Origin of the sequence: Labrys okinawensis, from assembly GCF_047345005.1 — a bacterium.
Taxonomy (GTDB): Bacteria; Pseudomonadota; Alphaproteobacteria; order Rhizobiales; family Labraceae; genus Labrys; species Labrys okinawensis.
In genome coordinates this window covers 6,685,739-6,708,680 of the sequence record NZ_CP178864.1, presented here as the reverse complement: position 1 = coordinate 6,708,680, position 22,942 = coordinate 6,685,739, and the positions used below count along the sequence as shown (strand labels likewise).

27 protein-coding genes are annotated in these 22,942 nt (G+C 63.5%); 17 read left to right on the top strand and 10 right to left on the bottom strand.

What is annotated here, in order from left to right; all coding sequences use genetic code 11:
* Nucleotides 1–38: 38 nt before the first annotated feature.
* Nucleotides 39–1,322, bottom strand: coding sequence for a lytic murein transglycosylase (locus ACMDCR_RS31195; protein ID WP_413990337.1), 1,284 nt, complete (start codon nucleotides 1,320–1,322; stop codon nucleotides 39–41).
* A 63-nt stretch (nucleotides 1,323–1,385) separates the two neighbouring features.
* On the opposite strand from ACMDCR_RS31195, the gene ACMDCR_RS31190 reads away from it, so the two are divergent.
* The 9 genes from ACMDCR_RS31190 (at nucleotide 1,386) to ACMDCR_RS31150 (ending at nucleotide 6,913) form a co-directional block, all read left to right on the top strand.
* Nucleotides 1,386–2,414, top strand: coding sequence for a KpsF/GutQ family sugar-phosphate isomerase (locus ACMDCR_RS31190; RefSeq protein WP_413990336.1), 1,029 nt, complete (start codon nucleotides 1,386–1,388; stop codon nucleotides 2,412–2,414).
* Entirely contained in the window at nucleotides 2,411–3,031 is a 621-nt protein-coding gene (ccmA, locus tag ACMDCR_RS31185) for a heme ABC exporter ATP-binding protein CcmA (protein ID WP_413990335.1), read from the top strand. Before ACMDCR_RS31190 ends, ccmA begins: the two co-directional genes overlap by 4 nt.
* Nucleotides 3,028–3,696: a heme exporter protein CcmB gene (gene ccmB / locus ACMDCR_RS31180; protein ID WP_413990334.1), complete on the top strand. Its 669-nt coding sequence runs from the start codon at nucleotides 3,028–3,030 to the stop codon at nucleotides 3,694–3,696. The genes ccmA and ccmB overlap by 4 nt, the downstream gene beginning before the upstream one ends.
* 88 nt (nucleotides 3,697–3,784) lie before the next feature.
* Nucleotides 3,785–4,543: a heme ABC transporter permease gene (locus tag ACMDCR_RS31175; protein WP_413990333.1), complete on the top strand. Its 759-nt coding sequence runs from the start codon at nucleotides 3,785–3,787 to the stop codon at nucleotides 4,541–4,543.
* A 1-nt stretch (nucleotide 4,544) separates the two neighbouring features.
* Nucleotides 4,545–4,748 (top strand): heme exporter protein CcmD, encoded by a 204-nt coding sequence (ccmD, locus tag ACMDCR_RS31170; RefSeq protein WP_413990332.1) that lies wholly within the window; start codon nucleotides 4,545–4,547, stop codon nucleotides 4,746–4,748.
* Nucleotides 4,745–5,335 (top strand): DsbE family thiol:disulfide interchange protein, encoded by a 591-nt coding sequence (locus ACMDCR_RS31165; RefSeq protein WP_413990331.1) that lies wholly within the window; start codon nucleotides 4,745–4,747, stop codon nucleotides 5,333–5,335. The genes ccmD and ACMDCR_RS31165 overlap by 4 nt, the downstream gene beginning before the upstream one ends.
* 9 nt (nucleotides 5,336–5,344) lie before the next feature.
* Nucleotides 5,345–5,848 carry an RNA pyrophosphohydrolase gene (locus tag ACMDCR_RS31160; protein ID WP_413990330.1) on the top strand — a complete coding sequence of 168 codons (504 nt, stop codon included), beginning with the start codon at nucleotides 5,345–5,347 and terminating at the stop codon, nucleotides 5,846–5,848.
* Entirely contained in the window at nucleotides 5,845–6,336 is a 492-nt protein-coding gene (locus ACMDCR_RS31155) for an RNA pyrophosphohydrolase (protein ID WP_413990329.1), read from the top strand. Before ACMDCR_RS31160 ends, ACMDCR_RS31155 begins: the two co-directional genes overlap by 4 nt.
* 166 nt (nucleotides 6,337–6,502) lie before the next feature.
* A complete protein-coding gene (locus ACMDCR_RS31150; RefSeq protein ID WP_413990328.1) occupies nucleotides 6,503–6,913 on the top strand; it encodes an acyl-CoA thioesterase in 411 nt (136 codons plus the stop codon).
* An 8-nt stretch (nucleotides 6,914–6,921) separates the two neighbouring features.
* Here the strand turns inward: ACMDCR_RS31150 and ACMDCR_RS31145 are convergent, their stop codons facing one another.
* On the bottom strand, nucleotides 6,922–7,821 hold the full coding sequence (locus tag ACMDCR_RS31145) for a DMT family transporter (protein WP_413990327.1): 900 nt from the start codon (nucleotides 7,819–7,821) through the stop codon (nucleotides 6,922–6,924).
* A gap of 345 nt (nucleotides 7,822–8,166) precedes the next feature.
* Between ACMDCR_RS31145 and ACMDCR_RS31140 the strand changes: the two genes are divergently transcribed.
* From ACMDCR_RS31140 to ACMDCR_RS31130, 3 genes are read left to right on the top strand one after another with little or no spacing between them, the layout of a single operon-like run.
* Entirely contained in the window at nucleotides 8,167–9,318 is a 1,152-nt protein-coding gene (locus ACMDCR_RS31140) for a flavin-containing monooxygenase (protein WP_413990326.1), read from the top strand.
* Between the two features lie 12 nt (nucleotides 9,319–9,330).
* Nucleotides 9,331–10,203, top strand: a complete 873-nt coding sequence (locus tag ACMDCR_RS31135) for a MarR family winged helix-turn-helix transcriptional regulator (RefSeq protein ID WP_413990325.1) — start codon at nucleotides 9,331–9,333, stop codon at nucleotides 10,201–10,203.
* Entirely contained in the window at nucleotides 10,200–11,222 is a 1,023-nt protein-coding gene (locus ACMDCR_RS31130; RefSeq protein WP_413990324.1) for a methyltransferase, read from the top strand. Before ACMDCR_RS31135 ends, ACMDCR_RS31130 begins: the two co-directional genes overlap by 4 nt.
* A 121-nt stretch (nucleotides 11,223–11,343) precedes the next feature.
* Here the strand turns inward: ACMDCR_RS31130 and ACMDCR_RS31125 are convergent, their stop codons facing one another.
* On the bottom strand, nucleotides 11,344–12,219 hold the full coding sequence (locus tag ACMDCR_RS31125; protein ID WP_413990323.1) for a hypothetical protein: 876 nt from the start codon (nucleotides 12,217–12,219) through the stop codon (nucleotides 11,344–11,346).
* 21 nt (nucleotides 12,220–12,240) lie between these two features.
* On the opposite strand from ACMDCR_RS31125, the gene ACMDCR_RS31120 reads away from it, so the two are divergent.
* The 3 genes from ACMDCR_RS31120 (at nucleotide 12,241) to ACMDCR_RS31110 (ending at nucleotide 13,839) form a co-directional block, all read left to right on the top strand.
* Nucleotides 12,241–13,053, top strand: a complete 813-nt coding sequence (locus ACMDCR_RS31120) for a LuxR C-terminal-related transcriptional regulator (RefSeq protein ID WP_413990322.1) — start codon at nucleotides 12,241–12,243, stop codon at nucleotides 13,051–13,053.
* Between the two features lie 160 nt (nucleotides 13,054–13,213).
* Nucleotides 13,214–13,612: a hypothetical protein gene (locus ACMDCR_RS31115; RefSeq protein WP_413990321.1), complete on the top strand. Its 399-nt coding sequence runs from the start codon at nucleotides 13,214–13,216 to the stop codon at nucleotides 13,610–13,612.
* A gap of 44 nt (nucleotides 13,613–13,656) precedes the next feature.
* Entirely contained in the window at nucleotides 13,657–13,839 is a 183-nt protein-coding gene (locus tag ACMDCR_RS31110) for a hypothetical protein (protein ID WP_413990320.1), read from the top strand.
* 8 nt (nucleotides 13,840–13,847) lie between these two features.
* Here ACMDCR_RS31110 and ACMDCR_RS31105 read toward each other — a convergent pair whose 3' ends face one another.
* Nucleotides 13,848–14,291 carry a group III truncated hemoglobin gene (locus tag ACMDCR_RS31105; protein WP_413990319.1) on the bottom strand — a complete coding sequence of 148 codons (444 nt, stop codon included), beginning with the start codon at nucleotides 14,289–14,291 and terminating at the stop codon, nucleotides 13,848–13,850.
* Nucleotides 14,292–14,403: 112 nt separating this feature from the next.
* Between ACMDCR_RS31105 and ACMDCR_RS31100 the strand changes: the two genes are divergently transcribed.
* Nucleotides 14,404–15,720, top strand: a complete 1,317-nt coding sequence (locus tag ACMDCR_RS31100; RefSeq protein WP_413990318.1) for a S41 family peptidase — start codon at nucleotides 14,404–14,406, stop codon at nucleotides 15,718–15,720.
* 188 nt (nucleotides 15,721–15,908) lie between these two features.
* Here ACMDCR_RS31100 and ACMDCR_RS31095 read toward each other — a convergent pair whose 3' ends face one another.
* Nucleotides 15,909–16,154, bottom strand: a complete 246-nt coding sequence (locus ACMDCR_RS31095; protein ID WP_413990317.1) for a helix-turn-helix domain-containing protein — start codon at nucleotides 16,152–16,154, stop codon at nucleotides 15,909–15,911.
* An 836-nt stretch (nucleotides 16,155–16,990) separates the two neighbouring features.
* Here ACMDCR_RS31095 and ACMDCR_RS31090 point away from each other — a divergent pair.
* Nucleotides 16,991–18,310 (top strand): LLM class flavin-dependent oxidoreductase, encoded by a 1,320-nt coding sequence (locus ACMDCR_RS31090; protein WP_413990316.1) that lies wholly within the window; start codon nucleotides 16,991–16,993, stop codon nucleotides 18,308–18,310.
* Between the two features lie 54 nt (nucleotides 18,311–18,364).
* Here the strand turns inward: ACMDCR_RS31090 and ACMDCR_RS31085 are convergent, their stop codons facing one another.
* From ACMDCR_RS31085 to ACMDCR_RS31065, 5 genes are all read right to left on the bottom strand, one after another.
* Nucleotides 18,365–19,192, bottom strand: a complete 828-nt coding sequence (locus ACMDCR_RS31085) for an aldo/keto reductase (protein WP_413990315.1) — start codon at nucleotides 19,190–19,192, stop codon at nucleotides 18,365–18,367.
* Nucleotides 19,193–19,253: 61 nt separating this feature from the next.
* On the bottom strand, nucleotides 19,254–20,234 hold the full coding sequence (locus tag ACMDCR_RS31080) for an aldo/keto reductase (RefSeq protein ID WP_413990314.1): 981 nt from the start codon (nucleotides 20,232–20,234) through the stop codon (nucleotides 19,254–19,256).
* A 182-nt stretch (nucleotides 20,235–20,416) separates the two neighbouring features.
* Entirely contained in the window at nucleotides 20,417–21,364 is a 948-nt protein-coding gene (locus tag ACMDCR_RS31075; protein WP_413990313.1) for an ROK family protein, read from the bottom strand.
* Between the two features lie 2 nt (nucleotides 21,365–21,366).
* The gene (locus ACMDCR_RS31070) at nucleotides 21,367–22,071 is read right to left on the bottom strand and encodes a ribulose-phosphate 3-epimerase (RefSeq protein WP_413990312.1); all 705 of its coding nucleotides are present in this window, start codon (nucleotides 22,069–22,071) and stop codon (nucleotides 21,367–21,369) included.
* The gene (locus tag ACMDCR_RS31065) at nucleotides 22,068–22,883 is read right to left on the bottom strand and encodes an alpha/beta fold hydrolase (RefSeq protein ID WP_413990311.1); all 816 of its coding nucleotides are present in this window, start codon (nucleotides 22,881–22,883) and stop codon (nucleotides 22,068–22,070) included. Before ACMDCR_RS31065 ends, ACMDCR_RS31070 begins: the two co-directional genes overlap by 4 nt.
* Nucleotides 22,884–22,942: the final 59 nt, after the last annotated feature.

The following is a 22,942-nucleotide window of genomic DNA, read 5'->3' as shown; positions in this document are numbered from 1 at the left end:
TTGCCGGATCAGGCCGTTTTGCCAGACCGTATCATAGCCTATTTCGCTTCGCTCAGCTTCTGCAGTACGGCGGGCGTGGGATAGCCGTCGGCTATCAGACCGGCCTTGGCCTGCCAGCTGCGCAGGGCCGTGCGCGCTGCAGGGCCGATCTTGCCGTCGATGGTGTCGAGGGGATAGCCGAGCGCCTTCAACTTCGTCTGCATCGCCGTGATCTGGCTGCGGTTGAGCGTCGTCTCCTGCGCCGGCCAGTTGCCCTTGAGGGCGTCGATGCCTCGAATGCGGTCGGCGAGCAGGCCCACCGACAGCGTGTAGGAATCGGAGATGTTATAGGTCTTGATCGCCCAGTAGTTCTGGAAAATCAGGAAGGCCGGACCCTTGGCGCCGGCCGGCAGGAACAACCAAGCCTTGTCCTCGCCCGGCAGCTTCTGGCCGTCCACGCGCGCGACGCCGAGCTTGGCCCAGGCCGAGGCCGGGCCGCCGTCATGGGCATTGATGGCGGTGAAATCGAACTTCGCCGGCAGCTTGACCTCATAGCCCCATCGCTTGCCGGCATCCCAGCCATGCTGCTTGAGGTAGTTGGCGATGGAGCCGATGACATCCGGCTCGTCCTCCCAGACGTCGCGCTTGCCGTCCGCGTCCATGTCCACGGCATATTTCAGGAAGCTGGACGGCATGAACTGCACCTGGCCGAGCGCGCCGGCCCAGGAGCCCGTCATCGCTCGGGGCGTGATGTCGTGCTCCTGCAGGATCTTGAGGGCGGCGATCAGTTCGTCGCGGAAGAGTTCCGGGCGCTTGGTGGTGCAGCAGGCGAGGGTAGCGAGCGAGCGGATGATGTCGGAATCGCCCGGCGAGGCACCGTAATTGCTCTCCAGCGACCAGATCGCCAGGATGACATAGCGATCCACGCCATATTGGGCTTCCGCCTTGTCGAGCCAGGATTTCCAGCGCTGCGCCATCGCCTTGCCCTGGGCGATGCGGTTGGCGGTCAGGCGGCCATCGACATAGGCGTGGATGGTCTGGTTGAACTCGGGCTGCGTGCCGGCGAGCGAGATCACCTTGGGATCGACCTCCAGCCCCGCAAAGGCGGCATCGAAGGTCTCGCGCGAAACGCCCGCTTCCTTGGCGAGCGGCCAGAGGCGCGTGACAAAGTTGAGGTAGTTGTCGGCGCGGGCCGACGTGGCAGACAGAACGAGGCCAGGAACGGCCGTGAGGCACAAGCAGATCGCCATGATGAGCATGTGCGGCGGTCTTGCCTTAATTGCGGGCGCAGCGAAGCAATCCAGGGGACCGGGGGCGGCGGCTGGTCGGTTCACACGTGGCATTGGCGCCTCCTCGAATCCTGATACCATGGTGTTCATCATTTTTGTGATAAACACCGCCATGAGATGCAAATTGCAAAGAGGCAAGGTTTGAACAAGGCTCATGGCGCGGTGAGGGCGGCGGTCCCAGTCAATTCGGCGCGATCTTCCGCCCTGCGCACGATCGAAACCGAGAGGGCTGGGCTGGCAGCACTAAGCGAGGCGCTGGCCGGCGATCTCGGCATGGCCTTTGCCGCCGTCGTGGATCGCATCGGCCGCCTGAAGGGCCGGGTGATCGTCTCCGGGATGGGCAAGTCGGGCCATATCGGCAAGAAGATCGCCGCCACCTTCGCCTCCACCGGTACGCCGGCCTTCTTCGTGCATCCGAGCGAGGCAAGCCATGGCGATCTCGGCATGATCACCACCGATGACGCCGTCATCGCCCTCTCCTGGTCGGGCGAGACGCGCGAATTCGGCGACATCATCGATTATGCCACCCGCTTCAACGTGCCGCTGATCGCCGTGACGTCGGCACCTTCTTCCACTTTGGCCAAGGCCGCCGATCACTGCCTCATCCTGCCCAAGGTCGAGGAGGCCTGCCCGAACGGCCAGGCGCCGACCACCTCCTCGGTGATGATCCTGGCGCTGGGCGATGCGCTCGCCATGGCCATGCTGGAATGGCGTGGCTTCACGGCCGAGGATTTCCGCGTCTTCCATCCGGGCGGCAAGCTCGGCGCGGCGCTGAAATTCGTGCGCGACGTCATGCGCACGGGCGATGCCATGCCGGTCGTGCTGGCGGGCTCGCCCATGCCGGATGTCATCCGCGAAATGTCGAGCAAAGGCATTGGCAGTGTCGGCGTGATCGATGCGGCCGGCGCCCTGGTCGGGATCGTCACCGACGGCGACCTGCGCCGCCATATCGCCGACGATCTCATGGCCAAGCGCGTCGACGACGTCATGTCCCGTTCGCCGAGGGTGATCCGCACCGATGCTTTGGTGAGCGAGGCGATGGAGGTCCTGGATTCCAGGCGCATCACCGTGCTGTTCGCCATGGAGAATGACCGTCCGGTCGGCGTCGTCCATATGCTCGACCTGATCAACACCGGCCTCGTTTGAACACAGCCCATGCCCTCCGCCTGATCGCCGAAAGCCTTGCCTGCGAGCGGGGTGGGCGGCTCGTATTCGAGGATATCGGCTTCAGCGCCGGAGCGGGCGAACTCGTGGCCGTGGTCGGGCGGAACGGCGCCGGCAAGTCGAGCCTGCTGCGCGTGGTGGCGGGCCTGGTGCCGAAGACGTCGGGCATGCTGCGCATCGAAGGCGGCGAGGCCGAAAAGAGCGCCCCTGAGCACATGCATTATTGTGGCCATAGCGACGCCCTCAAGCCCTCGCTGAGCGTGCGCGAGAATCTGAGCTTCTGGCGCTCTTATTATGGCGACATCAGGCTCGGCATCGAGGATGCGCTCGACCTCTTCGCCATCGAACATCTCGCCGATCTTCCGGCCGCCTATCTCTCGGCCGGGCAGAAGCGCCGGCTCTCGCTCTGCCGCCTCTTCGTCTCCTGGCGCCCGGTCTGGCTGCTGGACGAGCCGACCTCGGCCCTCGACACGGCGACGCAGGCGCGCCTCGCCGAGCTGATGCGGGCACATCTCGACGAAGGCGGGATCATCCTCGCCGCCACCCATGGCGATCTCGGCCTCATGCCGAGCCAGACCCTCACCATCGGTGGCGCATGAGCGCCCTCGGCGCCCTTTTCGTGCGGGACCTCAGGCTGGCCGTACGTTCGGGCGGCGGCGCGCCCGTTGGCGTGATCTTTTTCCTCGCCGTGGTCACGGTGATCCCCTTCGGCGTCGGTCCCGATCTCAATCTGCTCGCCCGCATCGGCCCCGCTGTGCTCTGGCTCGGCGCGCTGCTCGCTACCTTGCTCGGGCTCGACCGTCTGTTCCAGGCCGATCTCGAAGACGGGTCGCTCGACCTCATCCATCTCGGCGGCACGCCACTGGAGCTGGCCGTGGCGGTGAAGGCGCTGGCCCATTGGGTCACCACCAGCCTGCCTCTGGTGATTGCGGCGCCCCTGCTGGCGCTCTTCGTCAACATGCCCGGCCATGGTATCGCTCCGTTCACGCTGACGCTTCTGGTCGGCACGCCCGCGCTGACCTTTCTCGGCGCCATCGGCGCGGCGCTCACCGTGGCGCTCCGGCGCGGCGGCATGCTGATCTCGATCCTGATCCTGCCGCTGACCATTCCCGTGCTGATCTTCGGCGTGGCGGCGGCGACGGCGGCGATCACCGGTCCCATGCCTTTCCTGCCGCCCTTTCTCCTGCTTTGCGCCATGACGCTGTTTTCCATGGTGCTGGGAACGGTTGCGGCCGCCTGGGCGCTGCGGTTCGGGCTGGAATGACCTGGGAGACCCGACGAGACGTCCGCGCTCCCAGATTCTGTTCCCTCCGTCATTGTTTCGCCGCCTCTGCGCGGGTAAAACAGCCCCCATGTGGAAATTCGCCAACCCGACCGTGTTCCTGGGCCTCGCCGCGCGCCTGCTGCCGTGGCTGACGGCCGTCACCGTGCTGCTCTTCGTGGCCGGGCTCTATGGCGTCGCCGTGGCGCCGGACGACTACCAGCAGGGCGCCACGGTGAAGATCATGTATATCCACGTGCCCAGCGCCTGGCTCGCCATGGCGGGCTGGGGCGTGATGTCGCTGTCCGCGCTCGGCGTGCTGGTCTGGCGCCATCCCCTGGCCGAGGTGGCGATGAAGGCGGCAATGCCGATCGGCGCTGCCTTCACTTTGCTCTGCCTCGTCACCGGCTCGCTCTGGGGCCAGCCGATGTGGGGCACCTGGTGGGTGTGGGATGCCAGGCTCACCTCGGTGCTGGTGCTTTTCCTGATGTATCTGGCGCTGCTGGCGCTCTGGCATTCGATCGAAGATCCCGGCAAGGCGGCCCGCATCTGTGCCGTGCTGGTGCTGGTGGGGGCGGTCAACATACCCATCATCAAATTCTCGGTGGATTGGTGGAACACGTTGCACCAGGGCGCGTCGGTGTTTCGCATCGGTGGCTCGACCATCTATTCCTGGATGATGCTGTGGCCGCTGCTCGACATGGCGCTGGCCTTCACCTTCCTGTTCGCCACACTCCATGTGATGGCCGTTCGCAACGAAATCCTGCGTCGGCGCATCCGAACCATGCGCCTGATGGCGGCTGCAAGCCCGGCCGGCGCCGTGTCGCCCACCGTGCCGGCGGAGGCCTGAGATGGCGATCCTCGGCATGGACCTCGGCACCCATTGGGCCTTCATCGTATGGGCGTATGCGGCGGCTCTCCTCGTGATCGTCTCCCTTATCGTCTGGGTGCTGGCCGACTACCGCCAGCAGCGCAAGATTCTTGCCGATCTTGAAGCGCGCGGCCTGCGCCGGCGTTCGCGCCAGGCTTCAGCTTCGGGCAAGGAGGCGGAGTGAGCAACAGCCAGACCCTGCCGCCGGCGCCGCGCCGCCGGGCACTCGTCTTGATTCCCTTGATCGTCTTCGCGGCGCTGGCGGGCCTCTTCCTGTACCAGCTACAGGGCGGTGGCGATCCTTCAACTCTACCCTCAGCCCTGATCGGCAAGCCGGTGCCCGAAATGAAGCTGGCGCCGCTCGTCGAACTCACGCGCGACGGCAAGCCGGTGCCGGGGCTTGCCACTGCTGACTTCAAGGCCGGCGGGGTCACCGTGGTGAATGTCTTCGCCTCCTGGTGCGGCCCTTGCCAGGAAGAGCATCCGGAGCTGATGAAATTCGCCGCCATGAAGAAGGCGCGGCTGGTCGGGATCAACTACAAGGACGATCCCGACAATGCCCGTCGCTTCCTCGGTACCTTCGGCAGCCCCTATGATGCCGTGGGCGTCGATGCCAATGGCCGGTCAGCCATCGACTGGGGTGTCTATGGCGTGCCCGAGACCTTCATCGTCAACGGCAAGGGCGAGATCGTCGACAAGATCGTCGGCCCGCTCGACGATGACAAGCTGGCGAACAAGCTCCTCCCCGCCGTCGAAGCCGCGTCCAGATAAAGGCCCGATATGACCGACCGTTCGAAGCTTCCCTACCGGCCCTGCGCGGGCGCTGCCCTGTTCAACGCGGCCGGCAAGGTTTTCATCGGCCGACGCCGCAGCAAGGAGGGCCAGCCGAACAAGCCGACCCTCGAATGGCAGATGCCCCAAGGAGGCATCGACGCGGGCGAGGATCCCTATGAAGCGGCAGTTCGCGAACTCTATGAGGAAACCAACGTGCGCTCCATCGCGCTGCTGGCCGAGGCGCCGGAGTGGTATTCCTACGACCTGCCGCCGGAAGCCGTAGGCGGCGGCTGGACCGCGAGATATCGCGGTCAGACCCAGAAATGGTATGCCTTCCGCTTTACGGGCACCGATGGCGAGATCGATGTCGAGCATCCCGGCGGCGGGGTGAAGGCCGAGTTCGACGCCTGGCGCTGGGAGGATCTCGACGCTCTGCCGGGTCTGATCGTGCCTTTCAAGCGCGATGTCTACCGCCAGGTCGTGGCCGCGTTCCGCCAGCTTGTTGCATGAGCGAAAAACCCTATCGCCCGAATGTCGGCATTGCCCTGTTCAATAGGCAGGGCCTGGTACTGGTCGGCCGCGCGGAGACTTCGGGGCCCGAACTCATCGTGCCCGGTCACGAATGGCAGTGCCCGCAGGGCGGCATCGACGAGGGTGAGGACATCGTCGCGGCGGCCCGACGCGAGCTGTGGGAGGAGACCAATGTCCGTTCCGCCTCGCTGCTTGCGGTCACGGACGAATGGTGGCCCTATGATTTCCCGCCATATGACGGCCCGCCGCACAAGCTTTCCCCCTTCCGCGGCCAGAAGCAGCGCTGGGCAGCGTTCCGCTTCGAGGGGCAGGAGAGCGAGATCGATGTCGTCAACCTTCCCACCGGCGAGCCGCAGGAATTCTTCGGCTGGCGCTGGGAAAGGCTGGCACGCCTGCCCGACCTGGTGACGCCGCACAAGCGCCCATCTTATGAACGGATGGCCATGGCCTTCGCTGCGCTGGTATAGTTATCCAGCCTCATAAAATTGCAAGAATCCCGCAGCTCGCCTTGCTGAGGCCACTGTGCTGCGTGATCCTCCTCCTCTCGCCGCAAATGCGTCTCGCAAAGGCGGGTGGCCTGTAATCGGGCTCCGCAGTTCCCATATGTGAGTTTTGCGCGGAGGCGCCCTGTTCATGTTTCGAAGTGTTGTCCCCTATGACTATACCGTCGGCATCGACCGCTCGGATATTGACTTCATGGGCCACGTCAACAATGCCAGCTATCTCAAATGGGTGCAGGCGGCGATCATCAGCCATTGGGAGCGCCTGGCTCCGGCCGATGCGATCGCGAGTCTGTCCTGGGTCGCCCTCAAACATGAAATCACCTATCGCAAGCCGGCTTTTCTGGATGATCATGTGATCGCAACGGTCATATTGGAGAAAGTCCACGGCGCGCGGGCGTTCTACGAAATTATCATCAAGCGTGGCGAGGAAGTGCTTGCCGAGGTGAAGTCGAGCTGGTGCTGCCTCGACGCGGAGACCCATCGTCCGGCGCGCGTCTCGAAGTCGATCATCGATCATTTCGTCCGGAAGGCGGGGGGCTGAGGTCTTCCTCAATCGAACGCGGCTTCAATATCTTCCTTCCTGGGGGGAAAGAGCTGGTCGCGCGAGGCTAGCAAGGCGCCTCCGACGATCAGCAGCACCGCCAGCCCCAGCCCCAGGCTCAGGGGCGCAAAGCCCACCAGCACCAGGATCAGCGTCGAGAGCACCGGCGTGGCATAGGAGGCCACGCCCAGCAGGCGGATGTCGCCATGCTTGACGCCACGGTCCCAGGCATAGAAGGCCAGGCCCACCGGACCGAGGCCGAGCCCGATGATGGCGAGCCACTCCTTCGGCTCCGGCCAGATCGTCTCCTCGAATAGGCCGTGGAAGAGGAGGGCCAGGAGGCAGGTCATGCCGCAGAAGCCCACCACCGCATCCGTCGGCACCGCCTTGAAGCGGCGCGAGAGCACCGAATAGCCCGACCAGATGAAAGCGCAAGCCAGCGCCAACAGGTAGCCCGGCATGGCGGCGGTATCGAAGCCGCTGAGCCCCTTGGACAGGCCGAGCACCAGCACACCGGCAAAGCCCAGGAGAGCGCCGGCAACGTGATACCAGCGTAGCCTTTCGCCGGGCAGCATCGCCGAGAACAGCACGATCAGGAGTGGCCAGAGATACGCGATCAGGCTGGCTTCGGCGGCCGGCGCCCGTTTGAGCGCAGCAAAATAGACGGCGTGATAGCCGAACAGGCCGCCGACGCCGAGTGCCCAGACCGGAAGCGGCTGCCGGAGCGCGCTGGCAGCGCCGGGCCGAAACAACCAGGAGATTGCACCCATTGCGGTCGCCACCGCAAAGGTGAGGCCAAGCAGCTCGAAGGAGGGGATGCGGCTCGCCAGGGCCGTGGTGAGAGCGAGGACCGCCCAGAGCAGGATGGCGATCAGGCCGATCGACGTGGCGAGGAGGCGGGTGGGCATGGAAGTCTCTGGAGTGTGTTTTGCAATATGCCGAACTCGGCAAGTTGCAAAGCGCTTGGAACCAAGGAGCGAGAGCAAAATAGCGCTTCTGCGTAAACGCGTTTTGCTTGAGGCAATCCGCACCCTATGCCTCAAATTGAACGTAGATGCCATGGCGGCGTGGAAATTCCGGCCTCCGGGCCGATATCCTGCCGAACGGTGGTGTAAATTACCCATTGTTTCAAGGCGCGTGGCATGGGGCTTTTGGCGGAAGCGCCTGTTGCGCAAGCTTGATAGCAGGGCCTTTGCAAAACAGGCAGAGGCAACATGCACACAGATTTTTCGCTCGGGAGGTCCGGGCATTCGATGGATACCCCGATCCCCCCGGACACCTCAACCCTTGTTGGGTCCTCCGCCACGGCGGGAGTTAATGCCAGACGTTTCGATGTTGTGATTATCGGCGCCGGGCAAGCCGGGCTGTCGGTCGGCCATTATCTAACGTCACGCGGCATCGATCATATCATCCTTGATGGAGCCAGCCGCATCGGCGACAACTGGAGAGCGAGGTGGGACTCGCTTCGTCTGTTCTCGCCCGCCCATTTTGATGGTTTGCCTGGTATGGCTTTTCCAAAGGGAAAGGAGCATTTCCCCTCGAAGGACCAGATGGCGGACTATCTGGAGGCCTATGCGGAACGCTTCCGCTTGCCGGTACAGTTGGGCACCAAAGTCGATCGCATTTACACTGGCGGAGATGGCTATGTCGTAAGTGCGGGGCCCACGCTTTATCAGGCTGCCCATGTCGTCGTCGCTATGTCAGGCTATAGGGAACCGAAGATCTTGGCCTTTGCCAAGCAGCTTTCACCTGCCATCACGCAACTGCATTCGAGTGACTATCGCAATCCCTCGCAATTGCGCGAAGGAAATGTCCTGATCGTCGGGGCGGGAAATTCGGGATCGGAGATCGCCATGGAACTGGCAACGGCAGGGCATCGCGTCATTCTATCGGGGCGCGACACGGGCCATGTGCCGTTCAGGATCGAGACGGCGCTGGCCCGGCATCTGCTGGTGCGCATCCTGTTCCGCCTGGTGTTTCATCGCCTCCTCACCGTCAGGACGCCACTTGGGCGCAAGGTCAGGCCTAGGATTGTCGCGGGCGGCGGCCCCCTTATCAGGGTCAAGCCTGTTGATCTCCACCGCGCGGGGGTCGAACGCGTGGCCAGAACTGTCGGCGTTTTGGAGGGTATGCCCGTTCTGGAGGGTATGCGCCGCTTGCAGGTCGACAATGTGGTGTGGTGCACCGGCTTCAAACATGACCTGTCGTGGATCGAGCGGCCGATCTTTGGCGACGACGGCCGTCCCATGCATTATCGCGGCGTCGCGGATGGCGAACCGGGCCTCTATTTTGTCGGGCTGCCGTTTCTCTATGCGATGTCGTCGGCAATGATTCACGGGGTCGGGCGCGACGCGCGCTACATCGCCGATATGATCGCGGCGCGTCTGAAGTCTCGAAGCGCTTAGAGCAAAACGCGTTTGGTTCGTGAGCGCATTTTTGCTCCAACTCTTTGTTTCGACGCGTCTTTGCAATTCTGGCCGATTCCCCCCAATCGCAAGGTATTCGAGACCTTCGACCTCCACGGCCGATCGTTTCACAACAAGTCACGGCTGTTTTCCCTGGCTGTTGAGAGCACGCGCGATGGCGATCTCGTGGCGTCGCTCGAATCCGAGTGCGCCGGGAGAGAGGCGAGAGTTTCGTTTGACTATCTGGCATTTCGTCAGTATTCTGATGATATGAGTTCTGATGATATAAATGAAGCGAAATATCGCGAGACTGCGGACCTCGGCGGAGGCGGCCGCTCGGAGGCCGAGCCTGCAGGCCCCAGGCCAGGGCTGCTGGCGCGCCATCGCGTGCCCGCGCATCTTGCCCGTCGTTTCAATCAGATCTGCGTTGGCGTCAGTGCGGAGATCCTGATGCCGGAGGGACTGCGACCCATCGAATATGCAGTGCTCGCCGCCATTGACGATCGCCCGGGCTTTGATCAGCGTAAGCTTGCTATGGCCCTCGGCATCGATGCGACCAGTGTCGGCCAGATGGTGGACCGGCTGTCGGCGATGGGCCTGGTGGACCGAACGCTCGATCCGGCGGATCGGCGCGTCAGGCTTCTCGTGCCGACCTTGCATGGGACCTCCCTGCGCCAGCGCGTAAGACCCGTTCTTCTTGAGGCTCAGACCAGGATCCTGGCCCCCCTCGAGGCTGCTGAACAGGCTACGCTGCTCGAACTTCTGGCACGTGTCGTCGAAGGCAACGATGGCTATGCGCGGCCAGGCAGTGGCCGCCGCAACTCGAAACGCAAGGATGGATATATGCGCCCCGGCGGAGATGGTCAGGGGTTGTCCGAACCATGACAACGGCAGCACAAGAGAGCCCGTCCGTCGCGCTGATGCGATTGGTCAACGGCTACCAGGTTTCGCAGGCGATTCATGTCGCTGCGGTGCTAGGGATCGCGGATCATCTAATCGGGGGTGCGCGGCGGATCGAGGACCTGGCCCAGGCCACCGCCACCGATTCCGGGTCATTGTACCGGCTTCTTCGCGCACTCGCCGCTGTCGATATATTCCGGGAGGAAGAAGAACGGGTCTTTGCGTTGACGCCGATGGCGCGGTGCCTGGGTTCCGATGTGAACGATCCCGTGGGGCCTTGGGCCGCCTTCATCGGCCGGCCTTATGTTCGCCGTGCCTGGGACGAGCTGCTCTACAGCGTGCAAACCGGCGACAGCGCCTTCAGTCATGTTCATGGCACCGGCGTGTGGGCCTATCGAGCCCAGCATCCCGAGGAGGGCGCCCTGTTCGACAAGGCCATGACTGCGATTTCGCGCCAGGTCTGCGATGCTGTCGTTGCGGCTTACGACTTTGCAGGTGCCGGCCGCGTCGTGGATGTGGGTGGTGGCGAGGGCGCCCTCCTGGCCGGTATTCTCAACGCCAATCCAGCTTCGAGCGGTGTGCTGTTCGAGCTGGAGCATGTCGCCGCGCGAGCCGCCGATCGTGTCGCAGCGATGGGTCTTGCATCGCGGGTGGAGATCGTGAGCGGCAGCTTCTTCGAGCAGGTTCCCGGCGGCGACATCCATGTCCTCAAGGGGATCCTGCATGATTGGGATGACCGCGCCTCGGCCGATATATTGCACAATTGCCGGGAGGCAATCGCCGCCAATGGCCGGCTGCTGGTCATCGAGCGCCTGATCGCGCCACCAAACCAAGGCGCCGAGGCGAAGTTCAGCGACCTCAACATGCTGGTTTCGCCTGGCGGGCAGGAGCGCACGCGGGAACAATTCGCAGGATTGTTTGGCGCAGCAGGCTTCCGCCTGGCTCGTCTCATCGCGACGGGCACACGCATGACGATTATCGAGGGTGAACCAATGCCGCCTTGACGGGCGGTCGTCAGCCGATCGCTCGTCCCCTTCGCAACAAAGGTCGGGCAGGCGGGAAAGCGCCCGGTCTCATGCTGGCATCTTGCAATGTGAATGCATGCTTGGCCCGATAAGCGTGCTTTCACGCTCTTGGTCGGGCGCCGCACAGCGGCGAGGGGCGAATATGCGAGTAAACTTGGAAGAAGGACATCGCGACATCGTGCAGGAGGCTTATCAGCACGACTTGCCAGCCCATGACGCCCCGGCCCGGAACGATGACTGCGACACCCTTGCCGCCGGCACGGACGGCGGCGACTGCAGGGGCGAGGACTTCGAGCGCCTCGCGATCGCCGCGGGCCTGTCGGGCCGCGAGGATGATTACCTGAAGGCCTTCGAGAAGGCGCACAACTGTTACCAGTCCAACAGCCAGACCATTGCTGCCGCGCGATGCGCTTTTTGGATCGGGTTTCGGCTTTCCTGGCAGGGGCAGGTCTCCCGCGCCAATGGCTGGCTCGCCAGGGCCCAGCGCCTCGTCGAACGCGCGGGAGACGATTGTCCCGAGCGGGGGTATCTTCTCCTGCCCGCCATACAGCGGCATCTGGCCCTGAATGAAAATCGGCCTGCTGGCAGCTTGGCTGCTGCCGCGGCCGACATTGGCGATCGTTTCCGCGATAACGATCTCGGCGTCTATGCCCGGACCCTCCAGGGCCGGGCCTTGTTGGCGGACGACGAGGTCGCAGCCGGTCTTGCGCTGCTTGATGAAGCGATGGTCGCCGTGGTCGCCGGCGAGCTGACACCCATGTTCACCGGGCTGGTCTATTGCACGGCCATCGCGAATTATCATCGAATGTTTGCATTCGATCGGGCGCGCGAATGGACCTCGGCCTTCGATGACTGGTGCAAGTCGCGGCCCCAGGTCGCGGTGTTCTCGAACCAATGTCTTTTGCACCGGGCCGAGATCCTGCATCTGAGTGGACAATGGCCCGAAGCCATGGATATCGCCAAACGTCTCGGCCATGCTGGAACCTCGAAGCCAGCCATGCTGGTGCGGGCGGCAGCGCATTACCTGCGGGCGGAAATTCATCGCCTGCAGGGAGAGTTCCGCTGCTCTGAAATGGCGTACCGGGAGGCGGAGCACCTGGGTTCGAGCTTGCAGCCGGGATTGGCGCTTCTGCGTCTGGCGCAAGGAAAGGCACGAGAGGCGCTTGCCTGCCTTCGCCGTGAGGTCGATGCCTGTCATGCCGGGAAGGGTCGGCTCCGCCTCCTGCCCGCTTTGGCGGAGATCCTGCTCAGACTGGGCAAGCATGAAGAGGCGAGGCACGTCGCCGACGAACTGATCGAAATCGCGATTCGCATGGGCACTGAGGCTCCGATGGCTCTCGCTCTCCAATCGGGCGGCATGGTCCGCGTGGCGGAAGGCGATACGCAGGGCGGCCTGGCGAAACTCAGCAAAGCGCTGGCATTGTGGCGATCGGTCGGTGTCCCCTATGAGGCCGCTCGTACGAGAGTGATGCTTGGGTACGCGAATCTCGCCTTGGGGGAGCAGGCCGGAGCAAGACTGGCGTTCGACCAAGCCCTGACAACGTTCAGGCATCTCCGCGCCATGCCGGATATCGAGCTTCTCCTGGCCGTGCCTCGGGTCTCTGCGCCAAAGGCATGCTGCCATCTGACCACGCGCGAGATCGAGGTCCTGCGGCTGGTCGCTAACGGCAAGACCAATCGATCGATCAGCGCCGAACTCGGCTTGAGCGTGCGGACCATAGACCGCCACCTTGCCAACATCTTCAACAAACTTGACGTGCCATCGCGAGCAGCCGCGACAGCCTACGCCTACGAGCACAATCTGTTCTGAGCTTTGGCGGCGCCCGCCTGTCCGGTGGTTTTGCGCCAGCGAAGCGGTGAACGCGGGAAACTACCCAGACAGATTTTTCGAACGATGGGTGATTTGACTGAAGCGAGCGGTCGCTTCGTCGGCGTAATCACGGGTCCAGGTGAAGCATAGAGGCAGCACAGTGGGCCGGATCGACCGCTATTACATCGTCGCAGCAGCAACATATCTTGTTATCGGTCTCTGCCTTGGTATCGGCATGGGTATCACCGAGAACTTTCAACTCGTCGCCGTACACGCCCATATCAACCTGGTGGGTTGGGCGTCACTGGGCCTGTACGGTCTCACCATCAGAGCCTTCCCGGAATTGGGGGCGTCGAAGCTAGCGCCTTGGCAGTTCGGCGTCGCAAATCTCGGCGCCATCACCTTTCTGCCCGGCATTGCATTGGCCGTTACCCAAACAACCCAGGTGCTTGCGATCGTTGGCTCCCTGATCTGGCTTCTCGGGGCACTCCTCTTTCTCGCCATGTGCATCGGCTTGGCCCGGAACGGTCGCCAGCCACGCGATCGCACTCCTCGATAGCAGCGCTTCGATCTATTTCCCCATCAACACGGGAATGATTTCAAATGCTCCATCACATATCGATCCCGGCATCCGACTCGGGTCACGTTTCCGAGGTCCTCGCCGAAGTATGGATCGAGAATCGGCTGATGCTGGAAGCGGTGAGCCGGGAGATGGCGGCGGCCTATGCACAAGTACTGCAATTCGAGCGTCTCGATCAGCATTTTGGCATGGGATCGGTTGGCTGACCGACACGCTACCCGTCCGCCAGCGGCATTGGTCGGCCCTGATGGCGGGGCGGGCGGATCTCGCCCCGTTGCGTGCCGATCGACATCTCGAAACTGTCGGCGATGCGGCGGGCGCGGTCGATGAAGACGAGCGCGGCTTCGCGCGGCAGCACCTCGCCGGCGGTGCGCTCGAAAAGGTCGAGCCAGCGGTCAAAATGGCGCCCTTCGAGCGGCAGCATCAGATGAGGGCGCAGGGGCCTTCCATCATAGCGCCCCGTCCGCAGCACCATGGAAGACCAGAAGGCGCAGAGCTTGGCGAGATGGTCGTCCCAGTCGGCCACCTTGGCGTTGAAGATCGGGCCGATCAGCTCATCCTGCCGCACCCGGCCATAGAAGGTATGGACGAGACTTTCGATCATTGCTTCGGAAAGAGTCCCGTTGCCGCTTCCGACCATATTTATGTTGGAAATCATTGATGAATCCGTCGTGCCGGTACTGTTTCGCAAGGAACATAAACTCAAGGGCGCTATTATCCGGCCATTATTACCTTGTATACTCTCTAGATGATGTTTGGTGGAGGCTGCCATGCCGGTACGTCCACTTGCAGTCATCTGTCTCGCAATAGCTCTGATGTCGCCTCCGGCTGTGGCGCAGCCGCCCGATCCGGATGATCCCAGTACGGACAGTGCCCAACAGATCTATGAACTTGGGCGCTTCGCCGCCATTTATCAACGTATCCTCTCCAACTATGTCGACGAGCCTGATCCGCGGAAGCTGATCGAGGCGGCGATCGACGGCATGGTCGGTTCGCTCGATCCGCATTCGCGTTATGTCGATGCGCGCGCCTTTCGTGACATGCAGCGCGAGCTGACGGGCAAGTTCGCCGGCCTTGGCATCGAGGTGTCGCTCGACAATGGCGCGATAGTGGTCAAGCACGCTCTCGAGGACTCGCCCGCCGCCAAGGCAGGGCTGCTGGCCGGCGACATCATCCTCAGCATCGACGGGACGCCGCTCCGGTCCATGAGCCTCGATGATGTGCTCAAGAAGATGCAGGGTGCGGAGGGCACCACGGCAAGGCTGTCGATCCAGCGTGCAGGCAGGCCTGTAGCCTTCGATCTCGACATCACTCGCGCCATCATCGCCACCGAGACGGTGCAATTCCAGGAACTCGGCCGGGATGTCGGCTATATCCGTATCGTCGAGTTCGACGACAACACCTTCGGCAGTCTGCACAAGGCCACCGTCAAGCTGCAGGCGGATATCAAGCCCAAGGATCTCAAAGGCTATATCGTCGACCTGCGCAACAACCCCGGCGGCCTGCTCGACCAGGCGATCACGGTTTCTGCCGGTTTTGTCGGCAAGGGCGTGGTGGTGTCGGTGCGTGGGCGCGATCCCAATCTCGCCAAGATATTCATCGCCAATGGCGCCGACCTCATCGGCGACAAGCCGGTGATCGTGCTGATCAACGGCGGCACCGCTTCGGCCGCGGAGATCGTGGCAGGTGCGCTGCAGGACCTCAAGCGCGCCACCATCCTCGGCACCCGCTCCTTCGGCAAGGGCTCGGTGCAAACGGTCTCGCGTCTGGCTGATGAGAGCGCCCTGATCCTGACCACGGCGCGCTATTATACGCCGCTGGGGCGCTCCATTCAGGCCGAGGGCATCGAGCCCGACATTCTCATTCTCCAGAGCGATGCCGAAGCCTATAGCGTTGTGCACCGCACGAGCGGGGAAGCAGGACTCGCCGGTCATCTCAAGGCGCGAGACGGCGAGGAGGAAGGCGGCGGCTCGTCCTTCTACGTCCCCGTCGATGCCAGGAACGATACCCAGCTCAACGCGGCCCTCGATCTCTTGCGCGGGCTTCGCCTGAACCCAGCCTTTCCGCCGCGGCGCCTGACACAGTAGTCGCACTACTGACGGCGCTCAAAACGACATTCGCCGCATCCGTAGCCTACGGATGCGGCGAATGCCGGTTCCTCCCGAGATTACCTTCTAGAGCGTTTTGCTTTCAAATCGAATCGCCGAGAATCGCAAAATGCTTTTGATACCAGTCAGTTAATTCCGAAATCCGCTCCACCTGAACGCATTTTGCTCTAGGCGTTGCAGGCGGCGCTTTCCGGCAGGCCAAGTGCGGCTGCCACGCGGCGCAGATAGCTGGGGCTGGCATCCAGGCCCAATTCCACATCCTTGATCTCGTCCACCGTCAGGCCGCACGTCACGGCCAGATCCTCGATGCTGTATCCCTTTGCTTCGCGGGCCTCCCTGAACACGTGAGCTCCGGCGTTGATGGCGGAGGTCGTTGCTTTCGAGAGGGCGTGTTCGCTTCCGGAATAGGGCATATGTCACTCCTTGTTATGAGTATCCGGGGATGGTTAGGTTTTTTGCTTTGATGGGCTCCGGTTGAGGTGGATGAGGGACAGCGAGTTCCTCGGGAAGGTTCCGCTGCGTCCGAACCCGTTTGGCGCGCCGCGGCATTGCTTAGAAACGCACAAAAGGCAGGCTACTGTTCTCGTGAGCGACAGAAGAACGCCTGTCAGTTGTCTGGGGAAATCACCCTACGCGAGTATAACGTCAAGTATAATTATCAGGGATAATGGGATGTCAATCCGTGAATCAACGATCGGGACGATAGGGCCGAAATTCGCGATGGTCAAGCTTAGCCGATTTCGAGCACAAATAGCCAGCTGTTTCTCCTGATACATCAATAACATGGCTGCCACTTGTGTGTAACGAAAGGTACATTGATAGGGACAATGCGACAGGCCAGTCAGGCCGTTGATATTCTTCGATTTTGGTCACCTGGATTTGACTGATTCGTGACTGGAGGACGGCGAAGAATCCCTTTCGAGGAGCCGCAACGTGCCGTCGTTTTCGGCATTCTCGGGCCGCCTTTTCATCAGGCCGGAAGCCGGTCGAGACGCCAATTCCCGGCTAGGCGTCCCTAACGGTCAAGGCGCCGCAATAACGCGATGCACCGGTGATGACTGTCTACCCTCCACGTTTGTCCCGCGGGGCAGCAGCGTCGGGCTCGTCATGGGGATGCAAGGATGCGACAATTACATATGAGCTATGTGTTGAATGTAATTATCCGCCGAGACAGAGTCCCCTAAACTCATTTCCTGCCAAGCCTGCCGGCAGTTCCTTTTTTTTACAAGCGATTTAAGTGGAGAATTTCATGGCTCGCCAATTGCGGCTCGGGGCCTTCATGCGGCCCGCCAGCATCCATACCGGCGCCTGGCGCTATCCCGGCGCCTGGCCGGACGCCAATTTCAACTTTCCAGGCCTCCGGCGCTTGGCCCAGAAGCTGGAACAAGGTCGCTTCGACGCCTTCTTCATGGCCGACCATCTCGCCGTGCTCAACATGCCGGTGGAGGCGCTGAAGCGCAGCCACACGGCGACCTCATTCGAGCCCTTCACCCTGCTCTCGGCGCTGGCCGGGACCACCGAGCATATCGGCCTGGTCGCTACCGCCTCGACCACCTTCGACCTGCCCTACCATGTCGCCCGCCGCTTTGCCTCGCTCGACCACATCAGCGGCGGCCGGGCAGGCTGGAACATCGTCACCACGTCCAACCCCGATGCGGCGCTCAATTTCGGCCTGACCGACCATGTCGAGCATGACGAGCGTTACCATCGGGCGCGCGAGTTCTACGACGTGGTGACGGGCCTTTGGGACAGCTGGGCCGACGATGCCTTCATCCGCGATGTCGAGAGCGGCATCTTCTTCGATCCGGCCGGGATGCATGTGCTCGACCACAAGGGCGAGAGCCTCTCGGTGCGCGGTCCGCTCAACATCGCCCGTCCGGTGCAGGGCTGGCCGGTGATTGTGCAGGCTGGCTCCTCGGAGGCAGGTCGCCAACTGGCTGCCGAGACCGCCGAGGCGGTGTTCACGGCGCCGGCGACGCTTGCTGACGGTCAGCGCTTCTATGCCGATGTGAAGAGCCGTATGGAAAAGCTCGGGCGTAACCGCGATCACATGAAGATCCTGCCGGCCGCCTTTGTGGTGATTGGCGACACGCTGGAGGAGGCGAAGGCAAAGCGGTCGAAGCTCGACAGCCTCGTCCATTACGACAGCGCCATCGCCTCGCTCTCCATCGCGCTCGGCCATGACGCCTCGGGCTTCGATCCCGAAGGAAAGCTGCCGCCGATCCCCGAGACCAACCAGTCGAGGAGCGGGCGTGAACGTGTACTGCAGCTTGCCGAGCGCGAGGGGCTCACCGTGCGCCAGCTTGCCCAGCGCCTCGGCGGTTACGCCGGCCTGGCTTTCGTAGGCACGCCCCAAACCATCGCCGACGCCATGGCCGAATGGCTGCATACCGAGGGATCCGACGGCTTCAACATCATGTTCCCCTATCTGCCTGGCGGTCTCGACGATTTCGTCGACAAGGTGGTGCCGGTGCTGCAGGAGCGCGGCCTGTTTAGGCGCGAGTATGAGGGCAAGACGCTGCGGGAGAACCTGGGCCTGCCGCGGCCGGCCAACCGCTTCTTCGCGTAAGATGCACGAAAGCCTGCCCCGCTCCGCGAAGAAGGCCTCGCGCCGCGTCTTGCTTCACATCATCGCAAAAGTATCTGGGTTGGGGCCAATCTTGCCGTGAGGATCGTCCAGTCGATCGATGGCCGCGATGTCCTCTGGGGCGAGCCTGAAATCGAAGACCTTGAAATTCTCGATGATGCGGGCCGGCGTCACCGATTTCGGGATCGCCACATTGCCGATGTCGAGGTGCCAGCGCAGGATTACCTGGGCCGATGTCTTGCCATATTTGCCGGCGATGGCCGCAATGGCGGGATCGGCAAGCAGCCGGCCCTGGCCGAGCGGGCTCCAGGCCTCCGTCGCGATGCCTTCCTTGGCGTGATAGTCACGCAACGCCTTCTGCTGGAAGCGCGGATGCAGCTCGACCTGGTTGATCGCCGGCACCACGCCGGTCTCGGCCTTCAGGCGCTCGAGATGCGGTACCTGGAAATTCGAGACGCCGATGGAGGCGATGCGTCCCTCCTCGCGCAGCCTGATGAAGGCCTTCCAGCTCTCGAGATAGCGGTCGCGCGAGGGCACCGGCCAATGGATGAGGTAGAGGTCGAGCTTGTCGAGCCGGAGCTTCCCCATGCTGGCATCGAAGGCGCGCAGGGTTGTGTCATAGCCCTGGTCGGCATTCCACAATTTCGTGGTGATGAAGAGATCCTTTGCCGGCACGCTGGAGCCAGCGACCGCATCGCCCACGCCCGTCTCGTTCTGGTAGGCGGCGGCGGTGTCGATCGAACGGTAGCCGGCTTTGATCGCAGCCGTCACGGCGGCGTTAGCGCCTTCATTGGGCACCTGCCAGACACCGAAGCCGATCTGGGGAATCTGGTTGCCGTCGTTGAAGCGGATGGTGGGGGACATAAAGATTTCCTGGTTGGGTTGAATACAGGGCGCGACTCGCCTCTCTAAAAGGCGATTGTCATCACTGAAATCCCGCGGTCTTCTGCGGGATATAGGGTTCCTCCAGCGAGGCGATTTCCGCATCCGTGAGATTCAGGCTGATCGCCGCCACCGCATCCGTGATGTGGTTGGGCTTGGAGGCGCCGACAATGGGGGCCGTCACCACGCTCTTCTGGGCAAGCCAGGCGAGCGCGACCTGTGCCTTCGGCGCGCCGCGCGCCTTTGCGATCGTGGCGACCGCCTCGATGATCTTGCGATTGGCTTCGACATGCGCGTTGTAGAGCGTGCCGCCGAAAGCGTCCGTTTCCTGGCGCTCGGTGGTCTCGTCCCAGGCGCGGGTCAGGCGGCCGCGGGCGAGCGGGCTCCAGGGGATGACGGCGACCCCCTGATCCTCGCAGAGCGGCAGCATCTCGCGCTCTTCCTCGCGATAGAGCAGGTTGACATGGTTCTGCATCGAGACGAACTCGGTCCAGCCATGGAGGCGGGAGATGTAGAGCGCCTTGGCGAATTGCCAGGCATGCATCGAGGAGGCGCCGATATAGCGGGCCTTGCCAGCCTTCACGACGTCATGCAGGGCCTCCAGCGTCTCCTCGATCGGCGTGGAGGCGTCCCAGCGGTGGATCTGGTAGAGGTCGACGTAATCGGTGCCGAGGCGCTTCAGGCTGTGGTCGATCTCGCCGAGGATCGCGCGGCGGGACAGGCCGGCGCCGTTCGGGCCGGGGCGCATGCGTGAATTGACCTTGGTGGCGAGCACGATCTCCTCGCGGCGCGAAAAATCCTTGATGGCACGGCCGACGATCTCCTCCGAGGAACCATCCGAATAGACATTCGCGGTGTCGAGGAAATTGATGCCGGCTTCGATCGCCTGGCGGATCAGCGGGCGGCTCTGCTCTTCCGGCAGGGTCCAGCTGTGGTTGCCGCGCTGGGGATCGCCATAGGTCATGCAGCCGAGGCAGACGCGCGAGACTTCGAGGCCGGTAGAGCCGAGTTTGACGTAATCCATGGATGAAGCTCCAGACTGTCGGTGGCAGGGGAGAGGCGGCTCCAACAGCCGCGGCGCACCGCTTCACAAAGGGGAGGTCGAACTGGCAAGGGGTAGCACCCGGCCGGGGCGGTGTTAATTCAATTCATGGAAACCGAGGCGTTCAGGACCTCGGAGAGTTCGCTGGAAGCCTCCGATCTCTGTTATTCGCCCCGTTCGTCGAACAGCAGCAAAGCTGCGGCGCCCACCAGCCCGGCGTTGTCGCCGAGGCCGGCCTTCACGACGGGCACGTCTCTGAAGGAGGGCATTGCTGTGTTGCGGATCGCGGCGTGAATGCGCGTTTCCATCAGGTCGAAGCCGTTTGACACCCCGCCGCCGATAATTACCCTCTCAGGGCTGTAAAGGTGGATCAGGCTGGTGAGGCCCTCGCCGAGATAGCCGGCTTCTTCGTCGACCAGGCAACTTGCCACGGTATCGCCCTGGCGGGCCGCCTCGACGACGTCGCCGGCGGTGGGCGTGACCATGCGGGCGAGCAGGCTTTCGGGATGGTCCAGCGCCGCCTGGCGGGCACGCCTGTCGAGTGCCGTGCCGGCGGCGAAGGCCTCGAAGCAGCCGATGGCGCCGCAGGAGCAGCGTGGTCCGTTCATCGCCATGCGGAAATGGCCGACATGGCTGGTCATGCCACGCCGGCCATGGAGCAGGCGGCCATCGCTGATCACGCCGCCGCCGATGCCGGTGGAGACGGTGATATAGAGGAGATGCCGCAGGCCCTTGCCGGCCCCGAAATGCCATTCGCCATAGCAGGCGGCAATGGCGTCGCCCTCGACCACCACCCGCGTGCCCAACGCCTCCGCCAGTTCGTCGCGCAAGGGAAAGTCTTCCCAGCCCGGCAGAGTGGGGACGTGGATGAAGGTGCCGGTGGTGCTGTCGAGCGGGCCGGGCGCGCAGACGCCGATACCGGAGATGCGGTCGAGGCCCTCGTGCTCGGTGATTTCGGCGACCAACGCCTTGAACTGGGCCATAACGGCCCTTGGTCCGCCCGGCACGTCGGTGCGGGTGGCGGCGCGTTTCAGCACCGTGCCGGTATCGTCGACGAGAGCGACGCGAAGCTGCGTGCCGCCGAGATCGATGCCGATGGCGCGTCGATACATGTTCAGTCTTCCCGCGTCAGGCCATGCACCCAGTCGATGCGGGTGGCAAGGTCCGGTGCGCCGAAGGCGAGGGAGCCCATCACGATGGTCTCGGCGCCTGCGAGGCGCAGATTGGGAACGGTGTGCTCGCGGTTGCCGCCGTCGGAGGCGAGGATGATGCGGTGGCCGGCCTTGGCGGCGATCAGCTTGCGCGCCTCGCGCAGGCGGTCGAGCGCCGAATCGTCCAGGCCGACACCCTTGATGCCGATCAGCGTCCCGAGCAAAGTGAGGATGCCGATGCGGTCGAGGAAGCGCTCGGCGGCCGCCACCGGCGTATGGAGCTGCAGCACCACGCCCGAGGCGAGGCCAAGCTTGGCAATATGGGCGAGGGCAACGTCCGCGTTCGCGTTCTCGGCGTGGATGGAGATGAGGTCGGCGCCTGCCTCGGCGAACTGGTCGATTTGGTCGATCAGGATGTCGTCCATCGTCATCAGATGGACATGCAGGGGCTTGGCCGTGACCTTGCGCACCACGGCGGTAAGGTCGGGGAAATAGAGCAGGGCCGGCGAGAAATGGCCGTCCGCGACGTCGATATGAAACATGTCGACGTGGGGCTCGACGCGGGCGATGTCGTCGGCGAGGCGGCCGAGATCGGCGGACCACAGCGAGAATTCGGCGAGCAGGCGGTCGGCGGGCAGGGCTTCGAGCCAGCCGGAGGCGGGTTTCATGCGGGGTTCTCCGAAAGGAATTGCGCCAGAGCGGTGCGGAAATCCTGGGTGTAGCGCGCTTTGTCGAGCGCCTTGGGGGTGATGCGCAGGAAGCGGGCGCCGGGGATCATGGCGGCGAGCGCCTCGGCGTGGCCGATGGGATGGATGGCATCGACATCGGTACCTACAACCAGGGTCGGCAGCTTCAGAGAGGCGATCTGCTCGCGAGAGACACCCGGGCCGTCCGCCGAGATGCGGGTGAGCAGGGCCGAGGTCACGGCCTGCGGCCTGCGGGTAAAAAAGCCGCGCAGGGAAGCGAGATTATCGGGCGCTCGCTCCTCGAGGTCGCGCGCAATCTCCGATGCATCGAACTTGGCGCGGGCCTCCTCCGGCGAATAACCCGCCAGCAGATCGCCGACCACGGCATTGGCCTCCATATTGGGAGGCGCCGCCTCGGCGATCCAGGCTGGGCGGGCCAGCACCAGGGCGCGTACCAGTTCGGGCCTTGTCACGGCGAGGCGCAACGAGATGGCGGCCCCCATCGAGATGCCGCCGAGGACGACCGGGCCGAGATGGAGACTCTCGACCCAGGCCGCGATGTCGTCGGCGAAGGTGGCGATCGAGAAGCGCGTGGTATCGCCGGCCTCAGAGGCGCCATGGCCCCGGCATTCGAGCGTCAGGCAGCGGGCGGGCAGGTCGAAAGGGAAGACATCGGCCGTCTGGCCCGCATCGCCGCACAGCCCGTGCTGAAAGACCATTGGGGTGCCGCTGCCGTGGGTGAAGACGGCAAGACGAAGGCCGTTACGGTCGAAGAAGGAAGGGGACGGGGTCATACGGCCTGGCTCCGCCGTCCGAGCGAAAGATGCACCGCAAAGGCTCCCCCACGAAGTTG